Below are 25,954 nucleotides of genomic sequence, written 5' to 3' on the forward strand. Positions count from 1 at the left end.
ATGCTGTTTTAAAATTTAGAGAAAAATATGCAAAACCTATATAAAGATAAAATTATAACGGTGATTGGATTAGGCAAAACAGGGTTGTCTTGTGTTGATTTTTTTAGGCAAAAAGAAGCAACCGTACAGGTGATCGACACACGAGAAAATCCGACAGGTGCAGAGCAATTAGATAAGAATATTCCGTTATATACAGGTAGTTTAAAGAGCGAATGGTTACTCAATTCTGATTTGATTGTAATTAGCCCAGGTTTAGCCGTGGCTAGACCAGAAATCCAGCAAGCCATGCAAGCGGGTATTGAAGTTGTCGGCGATGTAGAATTATTCTGCCGTGAAGCTAAAGCCCCAATTATTGCGATCACTGGTTCAAATGGTAAAAGCACGGTGACAACATTAACCACTGAAATGGCAAAACAAGCAGGGCTCAAAGTTGGAATGGGCGGTAACATTGGTGTGCCTGTTTTAAGCTTATTAGAAGAAGATTATGATCTTTTCGTGCTGGAATTATCAAGTTTTCAGCTTGAAACCACCTACTCACTTAAAGCAAAAGCCGCGACTATTTTAAACATCAGCGAAGATCATATGGATCGCTACCGTTCTCTCGCAGATTATCGCAACGCTAAATTGCGTATTTATGAAAATGCGGAACACATCATTGTAAATGGTGAAGATGCTCAAACTTACCCTGAACAAGCGGTTAAAAATGTAATTCGTTTTGCAGAACAAAATGCAGAATATTCAATACGTAATGGCATAATTTATTCAGGAGATACTGCCATTATTAGCACCAACAAAATGTTAATTAGTGGTCGTCATAATGAGACGAATGCACTCGCTGCAATCGCCTTGGCAGAGGCGGCACATATACCACGTGAAGGCATTGTGAAAGGTTTGCAAGTTTACGGAGGGCTACCTCATCGTTTTCAAATAGTTGCCACAAATGATGGAGTGCGTTGGATAAACGACTCCAAAGCAACCAATGTTGGGAGTACCGTAGCGGCATTAAATGGGCTGAGAGTGGCGGGTAAACTATATTTATTACTAGGCGGTGATGGCAAATCCGCTGATTTTTCAGCGCTTAAACCATTAATTAATAAGCCAAATATTTTTTGCTATTGCTTTGGGAAAGATGGTCAAGAGCTAGCTAAATTAAGTGAGCAGAGTGTGTTAAGGGAAACGATGCAAGAAGCGATTGCCGCTATTCGTCCACAGCTTAAAAAAGGTGATATGGTTTTACTCTCTCCTGCCTGTGCAAGCTTAGATCAGTTTAAAAACTTTGAACAGCGTGGTGAGGTATTTGTTTCGTTGGCACAAGAGCAAGACGTGTAATGTTAGAGAAATTTAAAACAGAATGGGATAAATGGGTCAGATTAACGCCTTCTAATTCACTGTATGACAGAACCCTAATTTGGCTATTTTTAGGGTTACTTGTTATCGGATTTATTATGGTTACGTCCGCTTCTATTCCCATCAGTACAAGATTAAATGATGATCCGTTCTACTTTGCGGTTCGTGATGGCTTATATATTATTGTCTCCATTATTTTTTGCTATGTTTTTGTACAGATTCCCGTCGAAAAATGGGAAAAATATAATGTCGTGCTATTTTTTATCTCCATTAGTTTTTTGATCGCCGTACTGATTTTTGGTCGATCGATTAATGGGGCTGTGCGTTGGATCCCATTAGGCATTCTTAATTTCCAGCCAGCAGAGTTAGCTAAATTAGCCGTAATTTGCTATTTTGCGAGTTTTTATGTGCGTAAATATGATGAAATCCGTAAGGAAAAAGCCAGTTTCTGGCGGCCAGCAGTGATTTTATTTGTATTTGGTTTTCTACTCATTTTACAGCCCGATTTGGGCAGTACTTTTGTATTATTTGTACTTACATTTTCAATGCTCTTTATAGTCGGAGCGAAAATTATGCAATTTATGTTTTTAGGGGTAGTCGGAACGGTATTATTTGCTGTGCTGATATTAACTTCTGAATATCGCCTAAAACGCGTTACCTCATTTATGGATCCTTTCGCAGATGCTTATGGGGATGGTTTCCAGCTTTCTAATTCCCAAATGGCATTTGGACAAGGTCAATTTTGGGGACAAGGCTTAGGAAATTCAGTACAAAAATTGGAATATTTACCTGAAGCTCACACTGACTTTGTAATGGCTGTAGCGGGGGAAGAATTTGGCTTCTTTGGTATTATTTGCATCGTGCTTTTATTATTACTATTGACGATGAGAGCATTAAAAATCAGCCGAGAATCCTTAATTTTAGAAGAGCGTTTCAAAGGCTATATGGCATTTGGTATTGCGATTTGGATTTTCTTGCAAGGATTTGTGAATTTGGGCGTAGCATCAGGATTATTGCCTACTAAAGGTTTAACTTTCCCGTTAGTGAGCTATGGTGGCTCAAGCTTGGTGATTATGTCCACTGCTATTGCGGTATTGTTGAGAATAGATCATGAAAATCGGGCTGAGCGAATTGGTCATGCCAAAATAAAAACCCTATAGTACAAGCGGTCTATTTTTACTTAAAAATTGCAAAAAATCGGAAATTTTAACCGCTTGTATTTACTTAAGAAGAGGTAAATCAAGTAGAATAATGCGTTTTCATATTAAAAGAATTAAAAATGGCTAAAAAATTATTAGTGATGGCAGGTGGTACAGGCGGACACGTTTTTCCTGCAATAGCTGTCGCACGAGAGTTGCAAAAACAGGGCTGGCAAATTCGTTGGCTAGGTACGAAAGACAGAATGGAAGCCACTCTTGTTCCAAAATATGGCATAGAAATTGACTTTATTGAAATTTCAGGCTTGCGAGGTAAAGGGCTCGGTGCATTACTGAAATCTCCTTTTGCGATCTGTAAAGCGGTGATGCAGGCTCGTAAAATCATTAAAAACTATCAGCCAGATGCAGTGCTAGGTATGGGTGGGTATGTTTCTGGACCAGGTGGTATTGCAGCGAAATTATGCGGTGTACCCGTAATTTTACACGAGCAAAATGCCGTAGCAGGTTTAACGAATGTATGGCTTTCAAAAATTGCTCGCAAGGTGTTGCAAGCCTTTCCAACCGCTTTTAATAATGCAGAAGTAGTAGGCAATCCTGTGCGTGAAGATTTATTGTCTTTGCCTTTACCAAATGAGCGTTTTGCCAAACGAGACTATCCTATCAATATTTTAGTAATGGGCGGCAGCCAAGGGGCGAGAGTGATGAATCAAACCGTGCCAGAAGTAGCGAAAGTGTTGGGTAGCAATGTGTTTATTAGCCACCAAGTTGGTAAAGGTAATTTAGTTGGTATCAAAGAAATATATCAACAAACGGGCAACGGCATTGCCTCAGAATTTATTGATGAGATGAAAGTGGCGTATGAATGGGCAGATTTAGTTATTTGCCGTTCAGGAGCTTTAACGGTTTGTGAAATTGCTGCCGTTGGCTTGCCTGCTATTTTCGTCCCATTCCAACATAAAGATAGACAACAATTTTTAAATGCGAATTATTTGGCGGAATCTGGAGCTGCAGTGATTATTGAGCAAGAGGAGTTTAATGCCCAATCATTATTGAACACGTTACAGCCATTAATTGCCGATCGCCAAAAATTATTAGATATGGCAATCAAAGCCAGAGCCAAAGCAATGCCATACGCGGCACAACGTGTGGCAGAAGTGATTATTCAAGAAGCGAATTAATGAGAGATAAGCGGTCAAATTTTTACTGTTTTTTGCAAAAATTTTGAAAAAAATCACCGCTTGTCAGGTAACGAGTAGGGTTAGAAATGAAAAATTTCCAAGATAAGATAAAGAAATTAGTGCCAGAAATGCGTCGTGTAAGCCAGATTCACTTTATTGGCATTGGTGGTGCAGGGATGAGCGGAATTGCAGAAGTACTACTTAACGAGGGCTATCAAATTTCAGGTTCGGATATTGCTGAGAGTACTGTCACTCAACGCCTGTCGGCTGCTGGTGCCAAGGTGTTTATTGGGCATCGAGCAGAAAATATTGTAAATGCAAGTGTGGTTGTGGTTTCAACTGCAATTGATGAAACGAATCCAGAAATTATTGCTGCTCGTGAAGTGAGAATCCCTGTTATCCGCCGAGCAGAAATGTTGGCAGAAATTATGCGTTTCCGTCATGGTATTGCAATTTCTGGCACACATGGAAAAACAACTACAACAGCAATGATTTCAATGATTTATACCGAGGCAAAATTAGATCCGACCTTTGTAAATGGCGGTTTGGTTAAATCAGCTGGTAAAAATGCCCATTTAGGGGCAAGCCGTTATTTAATTGCTGAGGCGGATGAAAGCGATGCTTCTTTTCTGCATTTGCAGCCAATGGTATCGGTTGTAACAAATATTGAGCCGGATCATATGGATACTTACGGCGGTGATTTTGAAAAAATGAAAGATACCTATGTTCGTTTTTTGCGTAATCTGCCTTTCTACGGTTTAGCGGTGATGTGTGCCGATGATGAAACGGTAATGGAGATTGCTCCGGGCGTTGGTCGTCAAGTGATTACTTATGGCTTTAGCGAAAAAGCAGATTATCGTATTGAAGATTATCAGCAAACAGGTTTTCAGGGGCATTATACGGTGATTTGCCCAACGGGCGAGCGTATTGATGTATTGCTCAACGTGCCAGGTAAGCATAATGCGTTAAATGCAACTGCCGCTTTAGCCGTTGCTAAAGAAGAAGGTATTGAAAATAAAGCAATTTTGGCAGCATTAGCTGATTTCCAAGGTGCAGGTCGTCGCTTTGATCCACTAGGTTCATTTATTCGCCCGAATGGTAAAATTATGTTGGTTGATGATTATGGTCATCATCCGACAGAAGTAGATGTGACTATTCAAGCCGCCCGTCAAGGGTGGGAGGGGAAGCGTGTCGTGATGATTTTCCAACCGCATCGTTACTCACGTACGCGTGATTTATTCGATGAGTTTGTTCAGGTGCTTTCTAAAGTTGATGCGTTAGTTTTATTAGATGTTTATGCGGCTGGTGAATCCCCGATTGTTGGTGCAGACAGTAAAGCTTTGGCACGTTCTATACGCAATCTGGGGAAAGTGGATCCGATTTTAGTTTCAGATACAGATCAACTTGGCGAGGTGCTAGATCAAATTATTCAAGATGGTGATTTAATTTTAGCTCAAGGTGCAGGTAGCGTGAGCCGCCTTTCTCGTGGTTTAGCAGAAAGTTGGAAAAAATAGCCTTTCTCTGGCAAGAGAGTATATCGAAGGATTCAAAATGAGCATTAAAAACGAAAAAATTGCAGTATTATTTGGTGGTGTTTCTCAAGAGCGTGAAGTTTCCCTCAATTCAGGTGCTGCGGTAACAACCGCTTTAAAAAGCTTAGGTTATGATGTGCAAGGGATTGATACCAAAGCATTTCCTATTGAAAAATTAAAAGAAAAAGGCATTCAGCGAGTATTTAATATTTTACATGGCGGTATTGGCGAAAACGGCGTATTACAAGGTGCATTAGAGCAAATGGGCATTCCTTATACGGGTTGTGGCGTAATGGCATCAGCGATAACGTTGGATAAATTTCGTACTAAATTGTTATGGAATGCAGTAGGCTTGCCAACCGCTGATATGGTGGTTGTACAGCGTGGACAAGCGGTCGATTTTGATGAAATTATTGCAAAATTGGGCTTGCCTGTATTTGTAAAGCCTTCTTGCGAAGGTTCAAGCGTGGGCGTTTTTAAAGTAAAAACCCAAGAAGAGCTAGAACCTGCAATTTGTGAGGCATTAAAATTTGACTCTATTGTTTTAGTGGAAGAATTTTTAGCGGGTAAAGAGTATTCAGTGCCTGTTCTAGATGGTGAAGTTTTGCCAGCGGTGCAAATTATTCCAGATGGTGAATTTTATGATTATCACGCAAAATATGTATCAGATAATACTCAATATGTTGTGCCTGTATTAAATGATGACCGCCAAGCTGAAGTGGCGCGATTAGTAAAAGCTGCTTACGATGTGGTAGGTTGTCGAGGCTGGAGCCGTATTGATGTGATGGAAGATGGAGAGGGTAAATTCCGTTTAGTAGAAGTAAATACTAACCCAGGTATGACAAGCCATAGTATTTTTCCTAAATCGGCAGCAACGGTGGGTATTTCATTTGAAAAATTAGTTGAGCGTGTATTGGAGTTAAGTGCTTGATAGCGATTTTCCGTAAGAAAAACAGCACGAATGTGCGTTTAAACGTTTTGAAGCAAAATACCTCGGCTTCTTCACGTAAAGGGCTAGTATTCATAAAGCCATTAATTGTGTTATTATGTGCACTATTTTTATTTAGTGTATATAGTAATTGGCAAAATACGCTTGAAAGTTGGGATAAGACGCCAATTCGAGCTTATGCTTTAACTCATAAAACGCAATTTACAACAAATGCAGATATCCGTAATGCTTTATCTAAAGGCGAGCCTCTCAAAGGATATTTTGGACAAAATATTCAAGAGGTCAAAAATAGGATTTTATCTATTCCTTGGGTAAAAGAAGTGGTTGTTCGTAAACTTTATCCAGATCGTTTAAGTATTACCTTGATTGAGCATAAGCCGTTTGCGATATGGAATGACAATTATTTTGTGTCAGATCAAGGGACAATTTTTGCTTTACCAAAAGAAAGATTAGGCAAAATGGAACTTCCCTTGTTGTATGGCCCAGATACTGAAGGTAAAAAAGTATTGGGGGCTTGGAATAAAATTCGTGCAGACCTAAATGCTCGTAAGCTTGATTTGACCTCTGTGTCTGTAGATAGTCGGGGTTCTTGGACAATTAGGCTATCTAATCAAGTGGAATTAAGATTAGGCAGGGGAGGGTGGACCTCAAAAATTGATCGTTTTGTAACAATTTTCCCTGAAATTAATGTGCCAGAGGGCAATAGATTATCTTATGTCGACTTACGTTATCCTCACGGTGCGGCAGTTGGTTTTAGCCCTATAAAAAATTAAAAAGTAAAAAAGTATGACAAAAGCAGCAGAATCAAAAATCATTGTGGGTCTTGATATTGGTACATCAAAAGTTGTGGCAGTAGTAGGCGAAGTATTGCCTGATGGTGTTATTAATGTAATGGGGGCAGGAGTTTGTCCTTCTAAGGGTGTTGATCGTGGTGGTGTTATTGATCTTGAGGCTGCTGTAAATTCGATTCAGCGTGCAATCGAGCAAGCTGAATCAATTGCTGATTGCCAAATTATGGGTGTGACCTTAGCGATTTCAGGGCAGCATATTGTTGGTTTAAATGAGTTTGGTTCATCCACATTATCGGCTGGAATTGTGACTCAGGAAAATATTAACAGTGCTGTAGATATGGCAAGAGCAATTAAGTTACAAGATGGTTTAGAAACGTTACATACGATGCCTCAGGAATACCATGTTGATAGACTGCCTGCAACGAAAAATCCGCTTGGCTTATCTGGTATGCGTTTACAAGTTCAAGCTCATTTAATTGCGTGCAATCAAGCGTGGCTTAAAAATTTAAAAAATGCAGTTGAGCATGCAAAATTAAAAGTGGATCAAGTTATATTTTCAGGTCTTGCATCAAGTGATTCAGTATTAACAGAAGATGAAAAAGAGCTAGGTGTTTGCTTAATTGATATTGGTGGCGGCACGATGGATATGTTGGTCTATACCGACGGAGTTTTGAGATACAGTAAAGTTATTCCATTTGGCGGAAATAATATTACTGATTATTTAGCTGGCGTATTTACCACTTCTCGTCCAGAAGCTGAAATCCTTAAAGTAACTTATGGTAGTGCAATTTCGCCACCAACTCATAATCCAGATAAAAAAATTGAAGTACCAGGATTAGGTGGTCGTATGGCTAGAACCTTCACACGAACTCAAGTTGCAACGGTAACATCACAATGTTATAACGATTTATTGAAAATGGTGGAAGATGAACTGGCACAATTACGCAATGAATTATTTCAAAAAGGCATAAGACAAGAATTAATTGCAGGTGTTGTTATTACAGGTGGTGGTTCACAAATTGAAGATATTGTAGAATGTGCTAAATCCATTTTTGGCTCACAGGTGCGTGTTGGTTATCCGCTAAATATTACAGGTTTAACAGATTATGTTAATAAACCACAGTATGCAACAGCATTGGGTCTTCTACAGTATAGCCATTATAATGATACTGAACAGAGTACAAAAGCAGATCTTAACGAAGATATCTTTGCTGGAGCTAAGAAAATTATAAACTTCATAAAATCAAAATTTTAATAGTGTTAATAAACACGCAGGGAGATAAAAATGTTTGAACCTATTTATGAACAACCTCAACAAATTGTAAATATTAAGGTTGTTGGCGTTGGCGGCGGTGGCGGTAATGCTGTTAATAGTATGTGCCGTTCAGCAGAAGGGATTAATGGTGTTGAATTTTACGACATTAATACTGATGCTCAAGTATTAAGAACGAGAACAGTCAGCCAGACTATTCAAATCGGTGGTAACTTAACTGGTGGTCGCGGTGCTGGTGGCAGACCTGAAATTGGTCAAAAATCTGCATTAGAAGATAAAGATGCTATTGCAAATGCACTAAGTGGTGCACATATGGTATTTATTGCTGCTGGTATGGGAGGCGGTACAGGAACTGGAGCTGCCCCTATTGTTGCTCAGATAGCAAAAGAGCAAGGTGCATTAACAGTAGGCGTGGTAACTAAGCCATTTCGTTTTGAACAAGGAAAGCGTATGCGTAATGCTGAAGAGGGTATTCGCCAACTTTCGCAATATGTAGATTCTTTGATTGTCATTCCAAATGATAAATTACGTACTTTAGGTAAAGGCATTTCAATGGTTGAAGCTTTTGCTGCCGCTGATGATGTACTAAGTAATTGCGTATTAGGTATTAGTAATATGATTACTAGCTCAGGCGGATCAACGGGTATTGATATTAATGTTGATTTTGCAGATGTTGAAAATGTAATGTCTGACAAAGGTATCGCGATGATTGGTACAGGTTTTGCTGAAGGGGCAGTTGGAGAGGGCAGAGCTGAAGCAGCTATGGAAGCGGCTATTTCAAGTCCATTGCTTGAAAATGTAGATATTACTGGTGCAACAGGAATGTTGATTAATATTAGTGCAGGTACTGATTTCGCCTTAGACGAAGTTTATGCTATGATGGATCTAATTGAAGGGCGTGCTTCTGAAGATGCAGATGTTATTTTTGGGTGTAACTATTATCCTGAAATGGATGGTAAAGTAAGTGTTACACTTGTTGCAACTGGTATTGGGCAGCTTGAAGAACCACTAAATCTTGCTCATAAAGAGCGTCAAAAACATTCTCCGTTTGTTCAGCAAACGCACCCAGACTTTACAAAACCATTAGGCTATAATCAATCTAATCAATTTGAGCAGCCACAAGTTCAAAAACCTGTAGCACCAAAGCCACAATCTGTGGACTCAGCACAGATTTTTAATCCAAGCTCAATGCCAGGTTTTATGAGAAAATAGTCAATAGCTTCCAACATTTGGAAAGTAAGGACAAACAATGATTAAACAAAGAACATTAAAACAAGCAGCAAAAGTAACAGGTATTGGCTTGCACAGTGGTAAAAAAGTAACTTTAGTGTTACGCCCTGCGCCCGCTAATACTGGCGTTATTTATGCCCGTACTGATTTAGAGCCTGCAGTTTATTTCCCTGCAAGTGCAGACTCTATTCGTGATACACAATTATGTACATGTATGGTAAATGATGATGGCGTGCGTATCTCAACAGTAGAACATTTGAATGCAGCAATATCAGCGTTAGGCTTAGACAATTTAATTGTTGAAGTAGATGCTCCTGAAATCCCAATTATGGACGGCAGTTCTAGCCCATTTATTTATTTATTATTAGATGCGGGCATTGAAGAGCAAGATGCCCCGAAAAAATTCATTCGTATAAAGGAAATAGTTCGAGTGGAAGAGGGCGACAAATGGGCAGAATTAAAACCCTACGATAAAGGGTTTAAATTAAACTTTACGATTGATTTTAAGCACCCACTAATTTCTAATAATGTATGTAGCTATTCAATGGACTTCTCTGCTCAGAACTTTATTCAGCAGTTAAGTCGTGCAAGAACTTTCACATTTATGAAAGATGTTGAATATCTTCAATCTATTGGTCTAGCATTAGGTGGTAGTTTAGATAATGCAATTGTGTTGGATGATTATCGAATTCTCAATGAAAACGGCTTACGTTTTAAAGATGAGCTTGTACGCCATAAAATGTTAGATTCAATCGGTGATTTATATATGTGTGGCTACAATATCCTTGGTGAGCTTACCGCTTATAAATCAGGACACGGCTTGAATAACAAATTATTACGTGCCTTGCTTGCAAATAAAAATGCTTGGGAATTTGTAACGTTTGAAGATAAGCAGCAAATTCCACAAGGTTATCAAGTTCAGCAAGAAATTTTTATCTAATAGATTAATAATAAAGACGAGCAGTGATGCTCGTCTTTTTTCTTTTGCAAATTTTTGTAAAAATTCGACCGCTTGTAAGTGGTGTAAATTTACAATTTTTTCCCTTCCCTATTTACTGTTCAAAAAAACAGTTGTACTATACGCCTATACAGTTAATTCGTGTGGGGATTTAGTATGCTAACTCAACTTACTATCAATAATTTTGCGATTGTCCGGCATCTTGTTCTTGAATTAAATGAAGGGATGTCAGTCATTACAGGAGAAACAGGGGCGGGAAAATCTATTGCAATTGATGCTTTAGGTTTATGCTTAGGTTATCGTTCAGAAAGTGGAATGATTCGTAACGGGGCAGATAGGGCGGATATTACGGCCACTTTTATTATGCAAAAAAATAGCCCGGCTTATTTGTGGTTAGATGAACACGAGCTTCTTGATGAAGATAATCCACAAGAGTGCATTTTACGCCGTATGATTAATGTTGATGGACGCTCAAAAGCTTTTGTAAATAATAGAGCGTTGCCTGTTGCACAGCTCAGGGAGCTAGGTCAATATCTTATTCACTTAAATGGTCAGCACGCCCCTCAATTATTACTAAAACAGGAATATCAGCTTGAAATCGTAGATAATTATGCTGCTATACAGCCTCTATTAGCTAAAATGGCAAAACAATATGGGAGCTGGAAAGAACTGAATAAACGAGTGAAAAACTTCAGACAGCAATGTCAAGAAAATGAAGCTCGTAAGCAACTATTACAATATCAAGTTGAAGAATTAGATGAGTTTGCGATTAAAGAAAATGAATTTGAAGAGATGGAAGAAAAATATAATGTTCTATCTTCTTCAGAAGAGCTAACTGAGGTTTCAGATGAGATAATGAGCTTGCTAAGCAATAATGACATTAATGCAAATGATCTTATTTATAAAGCTCTACGCAATACAGAAAGCTTAGTTGAGGTAGATGGGCACTATCAAGGTGTGTTGGATATGCTCAATGAAGCGCTGATTCAAGTTCAAGAAGCCAGCTCTGAGCTAGCACAATTGGCCAATAAAATTGAGCAAGATCCAGAATTATTGCACGAATTAGATAATCGTATTGCTCAAGCAATCTCGCTTGCCCGCAAGCATCATATTCAACCTAATCAATTATGGCAGTATCACTCAAAATTAAAAAATGAGTTACAAGGATTGCTTGATTTTGAAGATAATGAAGAACAACTTATTCAAGATGAGAAACAAGCATATGAACAGTGCTTATTCTTAGCAGAAGAAATCTATCAAAAGCGAATAGATGCAGCCAATAAACTTGCTCAGCAAGTTACGAAGCAAATAAAATATTTAGCAATGGAAAATGGTGAATTTTTCATTAAAGTAGAGCATGATATTGAAAAAATATCACCAAGCGGTGCAGATTCTGTTGAATTTAACTTACAAAGCAATCTGGGGCAACAAGCCCAACCTCTAGCAAAAATAGCTTCAGGGGGCGAGCTTTCGCGTATTTCCTTGGCAGTTCAGGTATTAACAGCTAATAAACTTTCTACTCCAACGATTATTTTTGATGAAGTAGACGTTGGTATTAGTGGAGCTGCAGCAACAACTGTAGGTAAATTGTTACGTGAATTAGGCAAAAAATGCCAAGTATTATGTGTTACGCATTTACCACAAGTTGCAAGTTACGGAAATCAACATTTCAATGTACAAAAATATGTTGAAAATAACCAGACTGAAACACAAATGCTTCTCCTCTCAGAGGATGAGCGTGTTCAAGCATTAGCTCAATTACTCGGTGGAAGTAAAATTACAGAAACAGTATTAGCAAATGCCGAAGAAATGTTAAAGCTATCAGAGAATACCTGAACGCTAAGAAGTGACTAAAAGAATCGCTTCATCTGCATTTATCAAGAGCCTTTTTCTTTCATTTTTGTAAATGCACTTACTTAAGGGTTTATCTATTAAGCCAACAAGTTGGGTTTGATTTGGATACTACTTTACATCGTCAACTGAATGCAAACGAACGCATTAGAAATGAAAAAAGCCTTGAAAATCAAGGCTTCTGAAGTGGTTTCAGTTCAAATGAATTTAACTGAATTTATTTATTTGGTGGAGGTAAACGGGATCGAACCGATGACCTCTTGCATGCCATGCAAGCGCTCTCCCAACTGAGCTATACCCCCAATATGGGCGGAATAATATGCTTTCTGTTCTAATATGTCAATGGCTTTAAATAACGATAAAGCCAATTGATTAAAAACTAACTATTTGCTTGAATGAAGCTAATTGCTTTTTCAATACGAGCCAAGGTTTTCTCTTTACCCACTAATTTTGCTGTAATATCCATAGAAGGAGATTGTGCTGACCCTGTTACTGCTAAGCGCAACGGCATACCAACTTTGCCCATACCGATTTCCAATTCAGCTGCGGTTTCATTCATTGCATCGTGAATATTTTCTACCGTCCAATCCGTGCAAGCGGTCAGTTTTTCCAATAATTTTGCAAGTGGCGCAACCGCTTCGGCTTTGAAGTTTTTGGCTACCGCTTTTTCATCATAAGCCTCGAACTCTTCATAGAAATAACGACTGTTGGCGGCTAATTCTTTCAATGTTTTTGCACGCTCGCCTAAAACAGGAATGATTTCTTCTAACGCCACACCATTTTGGTAATCAATACCTTGATTTTGCATATGCCACTCAAGGTGTTTCGCCACATAGCTCGGCTCTAATGAGCGGATGTAGTGGTGGTTTAGCCATTGCAATTTTTCGGTGTTGAACGCACTGGCTGATTTGCTTACAGAGTGAATATCAAATAATTCGATCATCTCTTCACGAGAGAAAATTTCTTGGTCGCCGTGTCCCCAGCCTAGACGAACTAAATAGTTGATTAATGCTTCAGGTAAATAACCATCATCACGATATTGCATTACGCTCACTGCACCGTGGCGTTTGGATAATTTCTGACCGTCATCACCGTTGATCATAGAAACGTGAGCATAGGTCGGTACTGGAGCACCTAACGCTTTTAAAATGTTGATTTGGCGAGGGGTGTTGTTGATGTGATCTTCGCCTCTAACCACGTGAGTAATTCCCATATCCCAGTCATCGACTACTACGCAGAAGTTGTAGGTTGGTGAGCCATCGGTGCGGCGAATAATTAGGTCATCTAATTCGCTATTGCTGATTTCGATACGACCACGAACGGCATCATCAAATACAACGGAACCTTCTTGAGGATTTTTAAAACGCACAACGTGTGGGGTATCAACTGAATGTGAATGCTCTTCTAAACAGCGACGGTCATAACGAGGTTTCTCTTTATTGGTTTCTTGAGTATTACGTAATTCTTCTAGGCGCTCTTTTGAGCAGTAGCAGCGATATGCTGTACCTGCTTCAATCATTTGATCGATTACTTGATTGTAACGGTCAAAACGTTTTGTTTGGAAATATGGGCCGTGCTCCCAGGCTAAATTCAACCATTCCATTCCTTTAAGAATAGCTGCTGTTGCCTCAGGAGTAGAGCGTTCTAAATCGGTATCTTCAATGCGAAGCACAAACTCACCCTGATTATGTTTTGCGTATAGCCAAGAGTAAAGAGCGGTTCTTGCACCGCCCACGTGTAAGTAGCCTGTTGGACTTGGTGCAAAACGAGTACGGACTTTTATGTTTGAATCTAAAGGGAAAAGGGTTTCAATTTTCATTTTATATTGCCTAATTTATTATTTGTAAATTTTGAAGAAAAACTTGTCTATTCTACTACGCTTGAGGGTGAATAATAGTAAAAAATTAATTTTCTGGGGTAAAAAATCAGCAAACAAGGAAAAAAGCGTAAAAAGCGTTTGACGAAAGAGCAAAAATCTCTATAATTCACTTCCACAACAGCGGGCGATTAGCTCAGTTGGGAGAGCACCTCCCTTACAAGGAGGGGGTCACTGGTTCGAGACCGGTATCGCCCACCACTTTAATTTTAAGTGTTCCGATGTTGTGACAATCTAATTTTTGAAAACGGGCGATTAGCTCAGTTGGGAGAGCACCTCCCTTACAAGGAGGGGGTCACTGGTTCGAGACCGGTATCGCCCACCACTTCAACTTTAAGTGTTCTGTTTTCAAATTCCCTTATGATTTTAAGTCTTCCATAAGCATGCTTTTATGTTTAAAGTGGGCGATTAGCTCAGTTGGGAGAGCACCTCCCTTACAAGGAGGGGGTCACTGGTTCGAGACCGGTATCGCCCACCACTTAAGACTAAAATCATAAACCTCACATTACGATTTTCGTATCTGAAGGGCGATTAGCTCAGTTGGGAGAGCACCTCCCTTACAAGGAGGGGGTCACTGGTTCGAGACCGGTATCGCCCACCAATTTAGTCTTATTTTACTAGATTAAATAGATATCTCTTTTAAGTTACCACCCAAAAGAAAATAAATTGGCATATAGGAAAAATAGTTGGTAAAAAGTGGCTTAAAGCCTTATAGTACAAGGCTTTAAGCCCTGTTTTTTGAAAAATGAACAAAAAACTGTCCTTTTTGCCACTATTCCCCAATCCAGAAATATGGCACTCAAAATAATACTCAACGCTACAAATGTTTAAACTGTAATAAATCATTTACCTTCAAACAAAAATTAAATGCTGAATTAATTTGGTATGATTATTCTGTTGGAAAACAAACGCAACAACAATTAGCCGATAAATATCATTGTTCCACTCGAACAATACGCCGATATTTAGAGAAAGCCCCTACCTCTTTATTAAATTCCCCTGGGCATAAATATCTCAATTTAATTATAGATACCACATTTTTCCATCGAGATTTTGGTGTGATTATTTGTCGATTCGCGGTCTAAAAAAGTGATTTATCATCAAATTGTGAAAACAGAAAAAGACATTTACTACAAGAAAGCAATAAATCAACTCAGAGAAAAAGGCTATATAATTCAATCAATTACTTGTGATGGTAGGCGTGGTTTGTTAAGGGATATGCTAAATACACCAACATAAATGTGTCAATTTCACTTAGTCGCGATTGTAATGAGAGCGTTAAGGAAAAAACATCAATTTCACGCTGGTAGAGAATTGAAATCAATTATTAAAACGTTAAAAACAAGCTCAAAAAATGAATTTTATTTAAAAATCCATTATTGGAAAATAAAACATCAAGATTTTTTAAATGCACGTTCAGACAAAGTGAATGAAAAAGGAAAATATCCCTATAAACATCGGAATGTAAGGAGTGCATTGGCGAGTATTAATCGTTATTTTGATTATCTATTTACCTATGAAAAACACCTTGAGCTTCATATAGAAAAGACCACAAATCGGATAGAAGGGTTATTTAAAGAGTTAAAAGATAAATTGTGTCCATATAGTGGTTTAACGAGGAAGCATAAGATATTGTTTATTAAGGATTTTTTAAATAAAAGAGTTGGTAAGAATAATCAAAAATATTCATTACCAACTGTTTTGTCCTATTGGCATATAAAGTGGAGAAAAACCAACTATTTTGTCCTATATGCCTAAAAAATCTGCACCTTAATCAGTTGGTTTGGTTGTCCAACTTTTGGGGAGCAGATCAACAAGCGGTTATTTTTTGCCGAATATTTGCAAATATTATTTTGCCAACGCTTTACGTTGAGCATCAACGAGCTGGCTAATCCCTTGCTTCGCTAAATCTAATAAAGTGAGTAATTCTTCGTGAGAGAACGGCTCGCCCTCTGCGGTGCCTTGTACTTCTACTAAACGACCGTCTTCTACCATCACCACATTCATATCGGTTTCGGCGTTGGAGTCTTCCACATATTCTAAATCGCATACCGCTTCGCTCTCGACAATGCCGACGGAAATTGCGGCGACTAAGCCTTTCATTGGATTGGTTTTGAGTGTGCCGTTCGCCACTAATTTGTTCATTGCATCGTGTAACGCTACGCACGCCCCGGTGATTGATGCGGTGCGAGTGCCGCCGTCTGCTTGGATAACGTCACAATCAACCGTGACTGTGCGTTCGCCTAAAGTTTTTAAATCTACTACCGCACGCAAAGAACGGGCGATTAAGCGTTGAATTTCCATTGTGCGTCCGCCTTGTTTGCCTTTTGCGGCTTCACGTTGGGTGCGGGAATGGGTTGCTCGTGGCAACATACCATATTCTGCGGTTACCCAACCTTGTTGCTGACCTTTTAAAAAGCGAGGAACAGTTTCCTCCACCGTTGCGTTACATAGCACTTTGGTTTCACCAAATTCAATTAAGACTGAACCTTCAGCGTAACGAGTGTAGTTACGGGTAATTTTAATCTCTCTCACTTGGTTATTTGCTCGATTATTTGGACGCATTTCCTTTTCCTTTTTGCTAAAATTTTTACCATTTTAACAAAGAAAACAGTAGAATGTGAGTTTTCTTTATCAAGTCTATTTTGCTCTCTCCTCTTGTGGGAGAGAGACCGCTTGTTGAGGCGTTCAGTGAAACGAGCAGAGAGAGGGGAAAGCGGTTATTTTTGTTCACTTTTTTGCAAATTTCCCCCTCTCCCAGATTTTTCTTCTGAACCTTTTCTTTACTAATTAGAGAAAAATCTATCCCTCCCCCACAAGGAGAGAGGGTTATACCATATGAGGAATAATAATGATTTATAGTATGACAGCCTTTGCTCATTTAGAGATCAAAAAAGAGTGGGGCAATGCAGTGTGGGAGCTTCGCTCGGTAAATCAACGTTTTTTAGAAACCTATTTTCGCTTGCCAGAGCAGTTTCGCAATTTAGAAATGACTTTGCGTGAGCGTTTACGTGCAGCCTTAACTCGTGGCAAAGTTGAATGTAGCTTGCGTATTGATTTAAGCAAAACGCAAAATAGTGAAATTGCGTTAAATAAAGCCTATGCAACGCAAGTGGTTCAATCATTAAAATGGCTAAAAGACACCGCAAATGAAGGTGAGATAAACTTAGTTGATGTGCTTCGTTTTCCAGGTGTGGTAGATAATGAAAGTCAAGATTTAGATCAAATTGCACAAGACTTATTAGTCGGTTTTGAGCAGATTTTGGCGGATTTTATCGCAATGCGTGCAAGAGAAGGTGAGAACGTACAAGCCCTGATTTTGCAACGTTTGCAAGCAATTTCAGCTGAAGCAGCCAAAGTACAAGCGTTAATGCCTGAAATTCTGCAATGGCAAAAAGATCGCTTACAGCAGCGTTTTGATGAGTTGAATTTACAGCTCGAACCGCAACGCTTAGAGCAAGAAATGGTGTTGCTTGCCCAGCGTGTTGATGTGGCGGAAGAATTAGACCGCTTGCAACTGCACGTGAAAGAGACCTCGAACGTCCTGAAGAAAGGCGGAGCCGTGGGGCGTAAATTAGATTTTATGATGCAAGAACTCAACCGTGAATCGAATACCCTCGCTTCAAAATCGATTAATGCGGAAGTGACTAATTCGGCGGTAGAGCTTAAAGTGTTAATTGAACAAATGCGTGAGCAAATTCAGAATTTGGAGTAGGAAAATCGATGAAATTGAGTTGTAACCAAGTTAGTCACGCTTATCCAAATCTCTGCGTGCAACTTTCCCAATATCGCTTAATAGACATTGCAGGAGCAGATGCGGAGAAATATCTCCAAGGGCAACTAACCTGCGATGTGGCAAAAATTGCAGTAGGCAGCCACACTTTAACCTGCCATTGCGATCCGAAAGGCAAAATGAGTGCGTTATTGCGATTATACCGTGCTAAAAGCGATAAATTTGTGGCGATTATTCACATCAGCTTATTGCCCGAAGCACTTACTCAATTAAAAAAATATGCTGTGTTCTCTAAAGTGACTTTCACCGAGCTAGATACCCCAATTTACGGCATTGTCGGCGAAGAAGCATTTGCAAAATTATCTGAAAATATGACCGCTTTAACGCTTAGTCAAGGGCAAAAGCGAGCCTTTGTTTGGGGTGAAAACCTTGAGCCAAATGGCGATGAAAACCTCTGGGCATTAATGGACATTCAAGATGGTATTCCTGTTTTGTTGAAAGAAAATCAGTTTGAACTTATTCCTCAAGCGGCCAATTTACAGTTGCTGGAAAATGCGATTTCTTTCACTAAAGGTTGCTATATCGGGCAGGAAACGGTAGCCCGAGCCAAATATCGTGGGGCGAATAAACGAGCGTTATTTACCCTTGCGGGCAAGTTTGAAGGCGATGTGGATTTGCCTGAACCGAGTTCGGCAGTGGAAATGCAATTAGGCGAAAACTGGAAAAGCACAGGAACGATATTAGACAGTGCAATACACGATAATATTTTATGGGTTCAAGCTGTGCTGAATAAAGATGTAGAACCCGACGCTCAATTTAGAGTAAAGGGTGTGAATTTGCAGGTGGTAAAATTGCCGTATAGTTTAGAAGAAAGCGAGTAAAAGAGGCGGTCATAGTAATATGACCGTTTTATATTTTGTCTGGGTGATGAATCATTACAAATCGTTCCCAAAGCTGTTCTTCAGTTTCCTGATTGTCGGGATCTTTCACAATACAATTTGTAATTGGGCAAACTTTTTGGCAGGTTGGCTTATCGTAATGCCCAACGCACTCTGTACAAAGTATGGGGTCGATCACATAGATATCATTGCCTACCGAAATGGCATCATTCGGGCATTCGGGCAAGCACATATCGCAGTTGGTACATTTGTGGGTAATCAGTAAAGCCATAAGTTTGTGTTGAGAAAATAAAAATCAAACAAGCGGTTAGATTTACTCGCTTCGCTCGCACTTCGTGCCATCGGCAAAAGCCGATGTTCAAACGCAAGCGTTTGTGCAAAAAAATTTACAAAGTTGACCGCTTGTCATTCAAGGTTGCCTATTATAAAGCAAAAAAATTTGAACTACTTCACATTTTTGCAATTTGGTTGTTTATTGCGGAGAAAAAATTTTTTATGATGTTATCGAAACGTTTCGATGGACTGTTTTCCAAGCATAATCAAGCGAGATAAAGGAAGGTTGAGATGAAAAAAACGATAAATCTTAATGCACCGCTTTCACATAGCATTGCTACACTTGGGCATACTGATAGTTTAACTATTTGTGATGCAGGCTTACCTATTCCAAATGGTGTGGAGAGAATAGATCTCGCTTTAACCGCAGGTGTACCGAGTTTTTTACAGACTTTTGATGTGGTAGTTAGCGAACTTTTCGTCGAGAGAGTGCTGATTGCGGAAGAAATTAAGCAGAAAAATCCACAAATTTTAGACGCTTTATTAGCTCGTTTAAACCAATTGGAGCAAGCTCAAAACAATCAAATTCAAATTGATTATGTAGATCACGAGATGTTCAAAGAACAGACACACTATAGTAAAGCCGTTGTGCGTACAGGGGAATGTTCACCTTATGCCAACATCATTTTATATTCGGGCGTACCGTTTTAAGGTGGAATGATGGAAACCTTGTTAAAAATGAGCGGGATTGATAAATCTTTCCCTGGGGTGAAAGCGTTAAGCAATGCTTGTTTGTCGGTGTATGCTGGCAGAGTGATGGCATTGATGGGTGAAAACGGAGCGGGTAAATCCACGTTAATGAAAGTCTTAACGGGTATTTATAGCAAAGATGCAGGCACACTTCATTATTTAGGCAATGAGGTTGCTTTTAAAGGCCCTAAAAATTCGCAGGAAGCAGGCATTAGCATTATTCATCAAGAACTGAATTTAGTGGGCAATTTAACTATTGCAGAAAATATTTTCCTCGGGCGTGAATTTAGGCACGCGTGGGGAGCAATTGACTGGAAGAAAATGTACGCAGAAGCGGACAAATTACTTGCTCGACTTGGCGTGAAACATAGTGGCCATCAGCTTTGCTCGGAATTATCGATTGGTGAGCAGCAAATGGTTGAAATTGCTAAAGCCCTTAGTTTTGAATCTCAAGTGATTATTATGGATGAGCCGACCGATGCTTTAACTGACACCGAAACCGAAGCGTTATTTAAAGTCATTCGTGAGCTTAAAGCGGAAAATCGTGGAATTGTTTATATTTCTCACCGCTTGAAAGAGATTTTTGAGATTTGTGATGATGTAACGGTACTTCGTGATGGGCAATTTATCGGCGAGGAGAGAGTTGTTGATCTTGATGAAGATAAATTAATTGAAATGATGGTTGGACGTCGTTTAGAAGAACAATATCCTCATTTGGAGCAACCTCGTGGTGAGTTATTACTCAATGTGAAAAATTTAACGGGCGGTGGCGTGAACGAGGTGTCGTTCCAACTACATAAAGGTGAAATTGTGGGTATTTCTGGCTTAATGGGAGCAGGGCGTACTGAGTTAATGAAGGTGCTTTATGGTGCGTTATCTAAAACCGCTGGCACGATTGAGTTAAACTGCAAGGCAATTTCAAATAGCTGTCCGCAAGATGGACTGAATAACGGCATTGTGTATATTTCTGAAGATCGCAAAGGCGATGGGCTGATTTTGGGAATGTCGGTGAAAGAAAATATGTCTTTAACCTCTTTAGATCATTTTTCAAAAGGGGCTTCTATCCGACAGGATGCAGAAAAACGGGCAGTGGATGATTTTATCGAGATGTTTAATATCAAAACGCCAAGCCAAGATCAACAAATTGGGTTGCTATCTGGCGGTAATCAGCAAAAAGTTGCAATAGCCAAAGGTTTGATGACTCGCCCAAATGTATTGATTTTAGATGAGCCTACTCGAGGTGTTGATGTTGGTGCGAAAAAAGAGATTTACCAATTAATCAATGAGTTTAAAAAAGATGGATTAAGTATTTTGATGGTCTCGTCTGATATGCCTGAAGTGCTTGGTATGAGCGATCGCATATTAGTGATGCGTGAAGGTAGGATTAGTGCAGAATTTACTCGTGAAGAAGCAAGCCAAGAAAAATTATTGGCAGCAGCTATCGGCAAAAATATAGCGTTAAATTAAGGTGTTTTTATGACAACTCAAACAAATAAATTTCAATTAAGTAGATTTTTAATAGAGCAACGTTCTTTTGTCGCGTTATTTATTTTAATCATCATTGTTTCAATGATTAACCCTGATTTCTTCAGCGTGGACAATATTTTAAATATTCTACGTCAAACTTCTGTGAATGCGATTATTGCGGTGGGAATGACGTTTGTCATCTTAATTGCAGGGATTGATTTATCAGTAGGTTCGGTTTTGGCATTAACAGGTGCAGTGGCAGCCTCATTAGTGGGGTCGGAAATGCCGATTTTCCTTGTCATTCCATTAGTTTTATTACTAGGAACAGCCTTTGGCGGTATGAGTGGCGTGATTGTGGCAAAAGGCAAAGTGCAAGCCTTTATTGCTACCTTAGTGACAATGACGTTATTACGTGGTTTAACAATGGTTTATACAGACGGACGACCAATCAGCACCGGTTTTTCTGACCAAGCAGACGCGTTTTCTTTCATTGGCACAGGGTATTTATTTGGCATTCCTTTTCCTATTTGGATTATGGCAGTTGTATTTACTGTGGCTTGGTATATTTTAAAACACACACCGATAGGTCGTTATATTTACGCTTTAGGTGGTAATGAATCTGCTACCCGACTTTCTGGCATTAACGTGAATAAAATCAAGATTTTCGTATTTGCTGTAAGTGGTTTCTTATCTGCACTAGCAGGCTTAATTATCACTTCGCGTCTTTCTTCTGCTCAGCCAACTGCAGGTGTCTCTTATGAGCTTGATGCTATTGCTGCGGTTGTTGTAGGTGGAACCAGCCTAATGGGTGGTAAGGGACGTGTAATGGGAACATTAGTTGGGGCATTGATTATCGGTTTCTTAAATAATGCACTCAATTTATTGGATATTTCTTCGTATTATCAGATGATTGCTAAAGCATTGGTTATTTTAGCAGCAGTATTAGCTGATAATTATTTAGGCACTAAAAAAGTATAATCATCTTCAAAGGAGATTTCTATGAAAAAATTAACAACGCTCGCTTCAGCTATTATGTTGAGTTTCTCTGTAGCGGCAACTGCTTCAGCGAAAGAGACAATCGCATTAGCGGTATCAACTTTAGATAATCCATTTTTCGTGAGCCTTAAAGATGGGGCTCAAAAGAAAGCGGATGAATTAGGCTACACATTAGTGGTGCTGGATTCTCAAAATGACCCAGCAAAAGAGCTTTCTAACGTGGAAGATTTAACCGTGCGTGGGGCTAAAGTGTTATTGATTAACCCAACAGATTCAGAAGCGGTTGGAAATGCAGTGAGAATTGCAAATCGTAATAACATCCCTGTAATTACATTAGATCGTGGTGCAGCCAAAGGAGATGTAGTCAGCCACATCGCATCAGATAACGTAGCAGGTGGTAAAATGGCAGGTGATTTTATCGCACAAAAATTGGGTGCAGGCGCAAAAGTTATCCAATTAGAAGGAATTGCGGGTACATCAGCTGCACGTGAGCGTGGAGAGGGCTTTAAACAAGCGATTGATGCGCATAAATTCAATGTATTAGCATCTCAACCCGCTGATTTTGATCGTACAAAAGGCTTGAATGTAACGGAAAATTTATTATCAAGCAAAGGCGATGTACAAGCGATTTTCGCACAAAATGATGAAATGGCATTAGGTGCATTACGTGCAGTGAGTGCAGCTAAGAAAGATGTGTTAATCGTTGGTTTTGATGGTACAGATGATGGTGTGAAAGCAGTAGAAAGTGGTAAATTAGCCGCCACTATTGCTCAACAACCAGAATTAATTGGTGCATTAGGTGTGGAAACTGCCAATAAAGTGATTAAAGGCGAAAAAGTGGAAGCAAAAATTCCTGTTGATTTAAAAGTTATTGCAAAATAATTGCTTAGCCTAGCGGGGCTGAATTATGCGTAACCCAGTACGGCTTTGCCGTGCTGGGCAAATATTGGCAACTAAGGACTTACTATGAAAAAACTCACCGTTCTCGGTAGCATTAACGCTGATCACGTGATTTCCGTTCCCTACTTTGCTAAACCAGGGGAAACGCTCACGGGGCATAGTTACCACATTGCTTACGGCGGTAAAGGGGCGAATCAAGCAGTGGCGGCAGCTCGGCTTGGGGCAAAAGTGTCTTTTATTGGCTGTATTGGCGATGATGACATCGGTAAAGCAATGAAAACTGAGTTCGAGAAAGACGGTATTAATACTCGCCCGATCAAATCGATAGCAAATGAAATGACAGGTATTGCGATGATTCAAGTTGCGGAATCTGGTGAAAATAGCATTGTGATTTCAGCTGGAGCGAACGGTTATTTAGACGAAGCGGTTGTGGCTGAATTTGAATCGGAAATTGCACAAGCTGATTATTTATTAATGCAGTTAGAAACGCCTTTATTAGCTATTATTCAAGCTGCAAAAATCGCTAAAAACAGCAACACGCAAGTTGTGCTTAATCCTGCACCAGCCAGAGAATTACCTGATGAATTATTAAGCCTTTTAGATATGATTACCCCAAATGAAACAGAGGCGGAAATTTTAACGGGTATAAAAGTCGTTGATGAAGCAAGTGCGAAACAAGCTGCTCAAATATTTCATCAAAAAGGCATTCAAAAAGTGCTGATTACACTGGGTTCAAAAGGCGTGTTCGTTAGCGAAAATGGGCAAGGGGAAATCGTTGCGGGTTTTCGTGTAAATGCAGTAGATACTACCGCCGCAGGCGATACGTTTAACGGTGGATTGGTTACCGCAATGTTGGAAGATAAGCCACTTGATGAGGCGATTCGTTTTGCACACGCAGCAGCAGCTATCAGTGTCACGCGAAAAGGTGCTCAGTCATCGATTCCAACTCGCCAAGAAACCTTAGATTTTCTCAGCCAGCAACACTAACAAGCGGTTGTTTTTTTAGGAAATTTTTGCAAATGGCAACAATGAAAGATATTGCTCGGCTAGCGAAAGTTTCAACTTCGACGGTTTCTCACGTAATTAACAACAGCCGCTTTGTGAGTGAGGAAATTCGAGAAAAAGTTCAAACGATAGTAAAAGAGCTAAATTATATGCCCTCTGCATTGGCTCGTAGCTTAAAAGTTAATCAGACCAAAACGATAGGTATGTTAGTCACCACAACTAGCAACCCTTTCTTTGCGGAGGTGATGGCTGGCGTTGAGCGTTATTGCCAGCAACATCACTATAATTTGATTATTGCTACTACTAATGGAGATGCTGAGCGTTTACAGCACCATATACAAACGCTAATTCAACGCAAAGTAGATGGCTTATTGCTAATGTGTGGTGATGCGAGATCAAATAATAGCGAACGGCTAAATATCCCGCTGCCACTTGTGGTGGTGGACTGGTGGTTTACTGAACTAAATGCCGATAAAATCTTTGAAAATTCTATATCTGGTGGCTATCTTGCAACAAAAACCTTGATTGAGGCTGGGCATGAAAAAATTGGCATTATCACGGGTAATATCAAAAAATCCCTCGCCCAAAACCGTTTAGAGGGCTACAAAAAAGCCTTAATGGAAGCGGATATTCCGCTGAATCCAAATTGGATTATTGGGGGGCATTTTGATTTTGCCAGTGGCATTGAGGCAATGAATCAATTACTTGATCAAGCAGAAAAACCGACCGCAGTTTTCGCTTGTAGTGATACGATTGCTGTGGGAGCTTACCAAGCTATTTGGCAGCACGGTTTAAGCGTACCGCAAGATATTTCAATTATCGGCTACGATGATATTGAGCTGGCGAAATACCTTTCTCCACCATTGAGTACGATTAGTCAGCCTAAGGCGGAATTAGGGCAACTTGCGGTTGAAACGTTGTTAAAGCGGATCGGCTCACCATCTAGCGATTTTCAAACCATTATGTTAGAGCCTAAATTGGTGTTAAGAGACTCAATTCTTACTATAAATAAAAATACTGCATAATTTATCTTATGCAGTATTTTTATCATCTATTTTAGCCTTTCTGTTGCTCTAAATAGAGAACGGTTGCCGCTACACGAGAGTGAACATTCAGTTTACGTAATAAGTTGCGAATATGTACTTTTACTGTTTCTTCCGAAATAAAGAGTTGGGCTGCAATTTGTTTGTTTGACATACCTGTTGCTATCCATTGTAAAACATCAAGTTCACGGTCGGTTAAGCAACTAAGAGGATCATTTTCTGGTTGGCGGTTTAATAAATGCTGACGAACAGTTTCGCTTAATACCACTTCGCCTGCGGTAGCTCTGCGGATATTATCTAGCAATTCTGGCGTATCGGTATCTTTTAATAAGTAGCCATCAACACCAGCGTCCATTAACGCAAATATGTCTGATTGCTCGTCAGAAACTGTTAGCACGATAATACGAGCATCTACGCCTTGTGCTCTTAATGAGCGTAAGGTGTCTAATCCAGACATTCCTTTCATATTTAAATCTAAGATAATCACATCTGGCTCAAGCTGTAATGCCAGTTCAATGCCATCTGTGCCGTTGCTGGCTTCGCCTATTACTGTAAACTGATCGTCTAGTTCTAATAATTGACGCATACCTTGACGCATAAGTGGATGGTCGTCAATTAATAAAATATTCGTTGGAGTTGTCATTTCTTTCTCCTTTCTTTCCATAATCGGCTCATTCTGCAATTATTACTCTAAAATAGCAAGGTTATGATTTTAAAAAAACGCTCTTTTTTGATCTTGGCTAAGT

24 protein-coding genes and 5 tRNA genes are annotated in these 25,954 nt (G+C 39.5%); 24 read left to right on the plus strand and 5 right to left on the minus strand.

What is annotated here, in order from left to right; all coding sequences use genetic code 11:
• Window positions 1–27 precede the first annotated feature (27 nt).
• The 10 genes from murD (at window position 28) to recN (ending at window position 12,251) form a co-directional block, all read left to right on the plus strand.
• A complete protein-coding gene (gene murD, locus HV560_RS04380) occupies window positions 28–1,329 on the plus strand; it encodes a UDP-N-acetylmuramoyl-L-alanine--D-glutamate ligase (protein WP_176812244.1) in 1,302 nt (433 codons plus the stop codon).
• Entirely contained in the window at window positions 1,329–2,507 is a 1,179-nt protein-coding gene (gene ftsW / locus HV560_RS04385) for a putative lipid II flippase FtsW (protein ID WP_176809626.1), read from the plus strand. Before murD ends, ftsW begins: the two co-directional genes overlap by 1 nt.
• Before the next feature lie 119 nt (window positions 2,508–2,626).
• Window positions 2,627–3,682, plus strand: a complete 1,056-nt coding sequence (murG, locus tag HV560_RS04390) for an undecaprenyldiphospho-muramoylpentapeptide beta-N-acetylglucosaminyltransferase (protein WP_176807480.1) — start codon at window positions 2,627–2,629, stop codon at window positions 3,680–3,682.
• Window positions 3,683–3,768: 86 nt separating this feature from the next.
• On the plus strand, window positions 3,769–5,196 hold the full coding sequence (gene murC, locus HV560_RS04395) for a UDP-N-acetylmuramate--L-alanine ligase (RefSeq protein WP_176809627.1): 1,428 nt from the start codon (window positions 3,769–3,771) through the stop codon (window positions 5,194–5,196).
• Between the two features lie 37 nt (window positions 5,197–5,233).
• On the plus strand, window positions 5,234–6,145 hold the full coding sequence (locus tag HV560_RS04400; protein WP_176807478.1) for a D-alanine--D-alanine ligase: 912 nt from the start codon (window positions 5,234–5,236) through the stop codon (window positions 6,143–6,145).
• Entirely contained in the window at window positions 6,145–6,936 is a 792-nt protein-coding gene (locus HV560_RS04405; protein ID WP_176812831.1) for a cell division protein FtsQ/DivIB, read from the plus strand. Before HV560_RS04400 ends, HV560_RS04405 begins: the two co-directional genes overlap by 1 nt.
• 13 nt (window positions 6,937–6,949) lie before the next feature.
• Window positions 6,950–8,209 (plus strand): cell division protein FtsA, encoded by a 1,260-nt coding sequence (gene ftsA, locus HV560_RS04410; RefSeq protein ID WP_176807477.1) that lies wholly within the window; start codon window positions 6,950–6,952, stop codon window positions 8,207–8,209.
• 30 nt (window positions 8,210–8,239) lie between these two features.
• The gene (gene ftsZ / locus HV560_RS04415) at window positions 8,240–9,439 is read left to right on the plus strand and encodes a cell division protein FtsZ (protein ID WP_176812245.1); all 1,200 of its coding nucleotides are present in this window, start codon (window positions 8,240–8,242) and stop codon (window positions 9,437–9,439) included.
• Between the two features lie 37 nt (window positions 9,440–9,476).
• On the plus strand, window positions 9,477–10,397 hold the full coding sequence (gene lpxC / locus HV560_RS04420; RefSeq protein ID WP_176807475.1) for a UDP-3-O-acyl-N-acetylglucosamine deacetylase: 921 nt from the start codon (window positions 9,477–9,479) through the stop codon (window positions 10,395–10,397).
• A gap of 174 nt (window positions 10,398–10,571) precedes the next feature.
• Window positions 10,572–12,251 (plus strand): DNA repair protein RecN, encoded by a 1,680-nt coding sequence (recN, locus tag HV560_RS04425; RefSeq protein ID WP_159629115.1) that lies wholly within the window; start codon window positions 10,572–10,574, stop codon window positions 12,249–12,251.
• Window positions 12,252–12,492: 241 nt separating this feature from the next.
• On the opposite strand, the gene HV560_RS04430 is transcribed toward recN, so the two are convergent.
• Window positions 12,493–12,568 (minus strand) — tRNA-Ala (locus HV560_RS04430).
• Window positions 12,569–12,645: 77 nt separating this feature from the next.
• On the minus strand, window positions 12,646–14,085 hold the full coding sequence (gene gltX, locus HV560_RS04435; RefSeq protein ID WP_176812246.1) for a glutamate--tRNA ligase: 1,440 nt from the start codon (window positions 14,083–14,085) through the stop codon (window positions 12,646–12,648).
• A gap of 182 nt (window positions 14,086–14,267) precedes the next feature.
• On the opposite strand from gltX, the gene HV560_RS04440 reads away from it, so the two are divergent.
• From HV560_RS04440 to HV560_RS10505, 6 genes are all read left to right on the plus strand, one after another.
• Window positions 14,268–14,343, plus strand: a tRNA-Val gene (locus HV560_RS04440).
• Window positions 14,344–14,391: 48 nt separating this feature from the next.
• Window positions 14,392–14,467, plus strand: a tRNA-Val gene (locus HV560_RS04445).
• Window positions 14,468–14,544: 77 nt separating this feature from the next.
• Window positions 14,545–14,620: transfer RNA gene (locus HV560_RS04450), tRNA-Val, on the plus strand.
• Window positions 14,621–14,667: 47 nt separating this feature from the next.
• Window positions 14,668–14,743 (plus strand) — tRNA-Val (locus HV560_RS04455).
• A 181-nt stretch (window positions 14,744–14,924) separates the two neighbouring features.
• Window positions 14,925–15,227: a transposase-like zinc-binding domain-containing protein gene (locus HV560_RS10500; RefSeq protein WP_420371386.1), complete on the plus strand. Its 303-nt coding sequence runs from the start codon at window positions 14,925–14,927 to the stop codon at window positions 15,225–15,227.
• A 184-nt stretch (window positions 15,228–15,411) separates the two neighbouring features.
• Window positions 15,412–15,900 carry a transposase gene (locus tag HV560_RS10505; RefSeq protein WP_176812248.1) on the plus strand — a complete coding sequence of 163 codons (489 nt, stop codon included), beginning with the start codon at window positions 15,412–15,414 and terminating at the stop codon, window positions 15,898–15,900.
• A gap of 90 nt (window positions 15,901–15,990) precedes the next feature.
• Here HV560_RS10505 and rph read toward each other — a convergent pair whose 3' ends face one another.
• Window positions 15,991–16,707, minus strand: a complete 717-nt coding sequence (gene rph / locus HV560_RS04470) for a ribonuclease PH (protein ID WP_176809631.1) — start codon at window positions 16,705–16,707, stop codon at window positions 15,991–15,993.
• A 286-nt stretch (window positions 16,708–16,993) separates the two neighbouring features.
• Between rph and HV560_RS04475 the strand changes: the two genes are divergently transcribed.
• Both HV560_RS04475 and ygfZ read left to right on the plus strand, forming a co-directional pair.
• Window positions 16,994–17,857, plus strand: a complete 864-nt coding sequence (locus HV560_RS04475) for a YicC/YloC family endoribonuclease (protein WP_176809632.1) — start codon at window positions 16,994–16,996, stop codon at window positions 17,855–17,857.
• Window positions 17,858–17,865: 8 nt separating this feature from the next.
• Window positions 17,866–18,756, plus strand: coding sequence for a CAF17-like 4Fe-4S cluster assembly/insertion protein YgfZ (gene ygfZ, locus HV560_RS04480; RefSeq protein ID WP_176807469.1), 891 nt, complete (start codon window positions 17,866–17,868; stop codon window positions 18,754–18,756).
• A gap of 28 nt (window positions 18,757–18,784) precedes the next feature.
• Here the strand turns inward: ygfZ and HV560_RS04485 are convergent, their stop codons facing one another.
• Window positions 18,785–19,045 (minus strand): YfhL family 4Fe-4S dicluster ferredoxin, encoded by a 261-nt coding sequence (locus tag HV560_RS04485; RefSeq protein ID WP_159629122.1) that lies wholly within the window; start codon window positions 19,043–19,045, stop codon window positions 18,785–18,787.
• A 293-nt stretch (window positions 19,046–19,338) separates the two neighbouring features.
• Here HV560_RS04485 and rbsD point away from each other — a divergent pair, with 293 nt between their 5' ends.
• The 6 genes from rbsD (at window position 19,339) to HV560_RS04515 (ending at window position 25,190) form a co-directional block, all read left to right on the plus strand.
• The gene (gene rbsD / locus HV560_RS04490; protein WP_176807468.1) at window positions 19,339–19,758 is read left to right on the plus strand and encodes a D-ribose pyranase; all 420 of its coding nucleotides are present in this window, start codon (window positions 19,339–19,341) and stop codon (window positions 19,756–19,758) included.
• A 9-nt stretch (window positions 19,759–19,767) separates the two neighbouring features.
• The gene (gene rbsA / locus HV560_RS04495) at window positions 19,768–21,264 is read left to right on the plus strand and encodes a ribose ABC transporter ATP-binding protein RbsA (RefSeq protein WP_176812832.1); all 1,497 of its coding nucleotides are present in this window, start codon (window positions 19,768–19,770) and stop codon (window positions 21,262–21,264) included.
• 9 nt (window positions 21,265–21,273) lie between these two features.
• Window positions 21,274–22,242, plus strand: a complete 969-nt coding sequence (gene rbsC, locus HV560_RS04500; protein WP_176807467.1) for a ribose ABC transporter permease — start codon at window positions 21,274–21,276, stop codon at window positions 22,240–22,242.
• Window positions 22,243–22,263: 21 nt separating this feature from the next.
• The gene (gene rbsB, locus HV560_RS04505) at window positions 22,264–23,142 is read left to right on the plus strand and encodes a ribose ABC transporter substrate-binding protein RbsB (protein WP_176807466.1); all 879 of its coding nucleotides are present in this window, start codon (window positions 22,264–22,266) and stop codon (window positions 23,140–23,142) included.
• 84 nt (window positions 23,143–23,226) lie between these two features.
• The gene (gene rbsK, locus HV560_RS04510; protein ID WP_176812249.1) at window positions 23,227–24,147 is read left to right on the plus strand and encodes a ribokinase; all 921 of its coding nucleotides are present in this window, start codon (window positions 23,227–23,229) and stop codon (window positions 24,145–24,147) included.
• Between the two features lie 32 nt (window positions 24,148–24,179).
• The gene (locus HV560_RS04515; RefSeq protein ID WP_176812250.1) at window positions 24,180–25,190 is read left to right on the plus strand and encodes a substrate-binding domain-containing protein; all 1,011 of its coding nucleotides are present in this window, start codon (window positions 24,180–24,182) and stop codon (window positions 25,188–25,190) included.
• A 31-nt stretch (window positions 25,191–25,221) separates the two neighbouring features.
• Here HV560_RS04515 and narL read toward each other — a convergent pair whose 3' ends face one another.
• A complete protein-coding gene (narL, locus tag HV560_RS04520) occupies window positions 25,222–25,851 on the minus strand; it encodes a two-component system response regulator NarL (RefSeq protein WP_176807463.1) in 630 nt (209 codons plus the stop codon).
• Window positions 25,852–25,954 lie beyond the last annotated feature (103 nt).

It is taken from the genome of Mannheimia pernigra, from assembly GCF_013377995.1.
In the GTDB taxonomy this organism is placed as follows: domain Bacteria; phylum Pseudomonadota; class Gammaproteobacteria; order Enterobacterales; family Pasteurellaceae; genus Mannheimia; species Mannheimia pernigra.

What these genes read in the sequence shown, in the direction of transcription:
- murD (WP_176812244.1), top strand. Translation starts at nt 28, where the DNA reads ATGCAAAACCTATATAAAGATAAAATTATAACGGTGATTGGATTAGGC.
- ftsW (WP_176809626.1), top strand. Translation starts at nt 1,329, where the DNA reads ATGTTAGAGAAATTTAAAACAGAATGGGATAAATGGGTCAGATTAACG.
- murG (WP_176807480.1), top strand. Translation starts at nt 2,627, where the DNA reads ATGGCTAAAAAATTATTAGTGATGGCAGGTGGTACAGGCGGACACGTT.
- murC (WP_176809627.1), top strand. Translation starts at nt 3,769, where the DNA reads ATGAAAAATTTCCAAGATAAGATAAAGAAATTAGTGCCAGAAATGCGT.
- HV560_RS04400 (WP_176807478.1), top strand. Translation starts at nt 5,234, where the DNA reads ATGAGCATTAAAAACGAAAAAATTGCAGTATTATTTGGTGGTGTTTCT.
- ftsA (WP_176807477.1), top strand. Translation starts at nt 6,950, where the DNA reads ATGACAAAAGCAGCAGAATCAAAAATCATTGTGGGTCTTGATATTGGT.
- ftsZ (WP_176812245.1), top strand. Translation starts at nt 8,240, where the DNA reads ATGTTTGAACCTATTTATGAACAACCTCAACAAATTGTAAATATTAAG.
- lpxC (WP_176807475.1), top strand. Translation starts at nt 9,477, where the DNA reads ATGATTAAACAAAGAACATTAAAACAAGCAGCAAAAGTAACAGGTATT.
- recN (WP_159629115.1), top strand. Translation starts at nt 10,572, where the DNA reads ATGCTAACTCAACTTACTATCAATAATTTTGCGATTGTCCGGCATCTT.
- gltX (WP_176812246.1), bottom strand. Translation starts at nt 14,085, where the DNA reads ATGAAAATTGAAACCCTTTTCCCTTTAGATTCAAACATAAAAGTCCGT.
- HV560_RS10505 (WP_176812248.1), top strand. Translation starts at nt 15,412, where the DNA reads ATGAGAGCGTTAAGGAAAAAACATCAATTTCACGCTGGTAGAGAATTG.
- rph (WP_176809631.1), bottom strand. Translation starts at nt 16,707, where the DNA reads ATGCGTCCAAATAATCGAGCAAATAACCAAGTGAGAGAGATTAAAATT.
- HV560_RS04475 (WP_176809632.1), top strand. Translation starts at nt 16,994, where the DNA reads ATGATTTATAGTATGACAGCCTTTGCTCATTTAGAGATCAAAAAAGAG.
- ygfZ (WP_176807469.1), top strand. Translation starts at nt 17,866, where the DNA reads ATGAAATTGAGTTGTAACCAAGTTAGTCACGCTTATCCAAATCTCTGC.
- HV560_RS04485 (WP_159629122.1), bottom strand. Translation starts at nt 19,045, where the DNA reads ATGGCTTTACTGATTACCCACAAATGTACCAACTGCGATATGTGCTTG.
- rbsD (WP_176807468.1), top strand. Translation starts at nt 19,339, where the DNA reads ATGAAAAAAACGATAAATCTTAATGCACCGCTTTCACATAGCATTGCT.
- rbsA (WP_176812832.1), top strand. Translation starts at nt 19,768, where the DNA reads ATGGAAACCTTGTTAAAAATGAGCGGGATTGATAAATCTTTCCCTGGG.
- rbsC (WP_176807467.1), top strand. Translation starts at nt 21,274, where the DNA reads ATGACAACTCAAACAAATAAATTTCAATTAAGTAGATTTTTAATAGAG.
- rbsB (WP_176807466.1), top strand. Translation starts at nt 22,264, where the DNA reads ATGAAAAAATTAACAACGCTCGCTTCAGCTATTATGTTGAGTTTCTCT.
- rbsK (WP_176812249.1), top strand. Translation starts at nt 23,227, where the DNA reads ATGAAAAAACTCACCGTTCTCGGTAGCATTAACGCTGATCACGTGATT.
- HV560_RS04515 (WP_176812250.1), top strand. Translation starts at nt 24,180, where the DNA reads ATGGCAACAATGAAAGATATTGCTCGGCTAGCGAAAGTTTCAACTTCG.
- narL (WP_176807463.1), bottom strand. Translation starts at nt 25,851, where the DNA reads ATGACAACTCCAACGAATATTTTATTAATTGACGACCATCCACTTATG.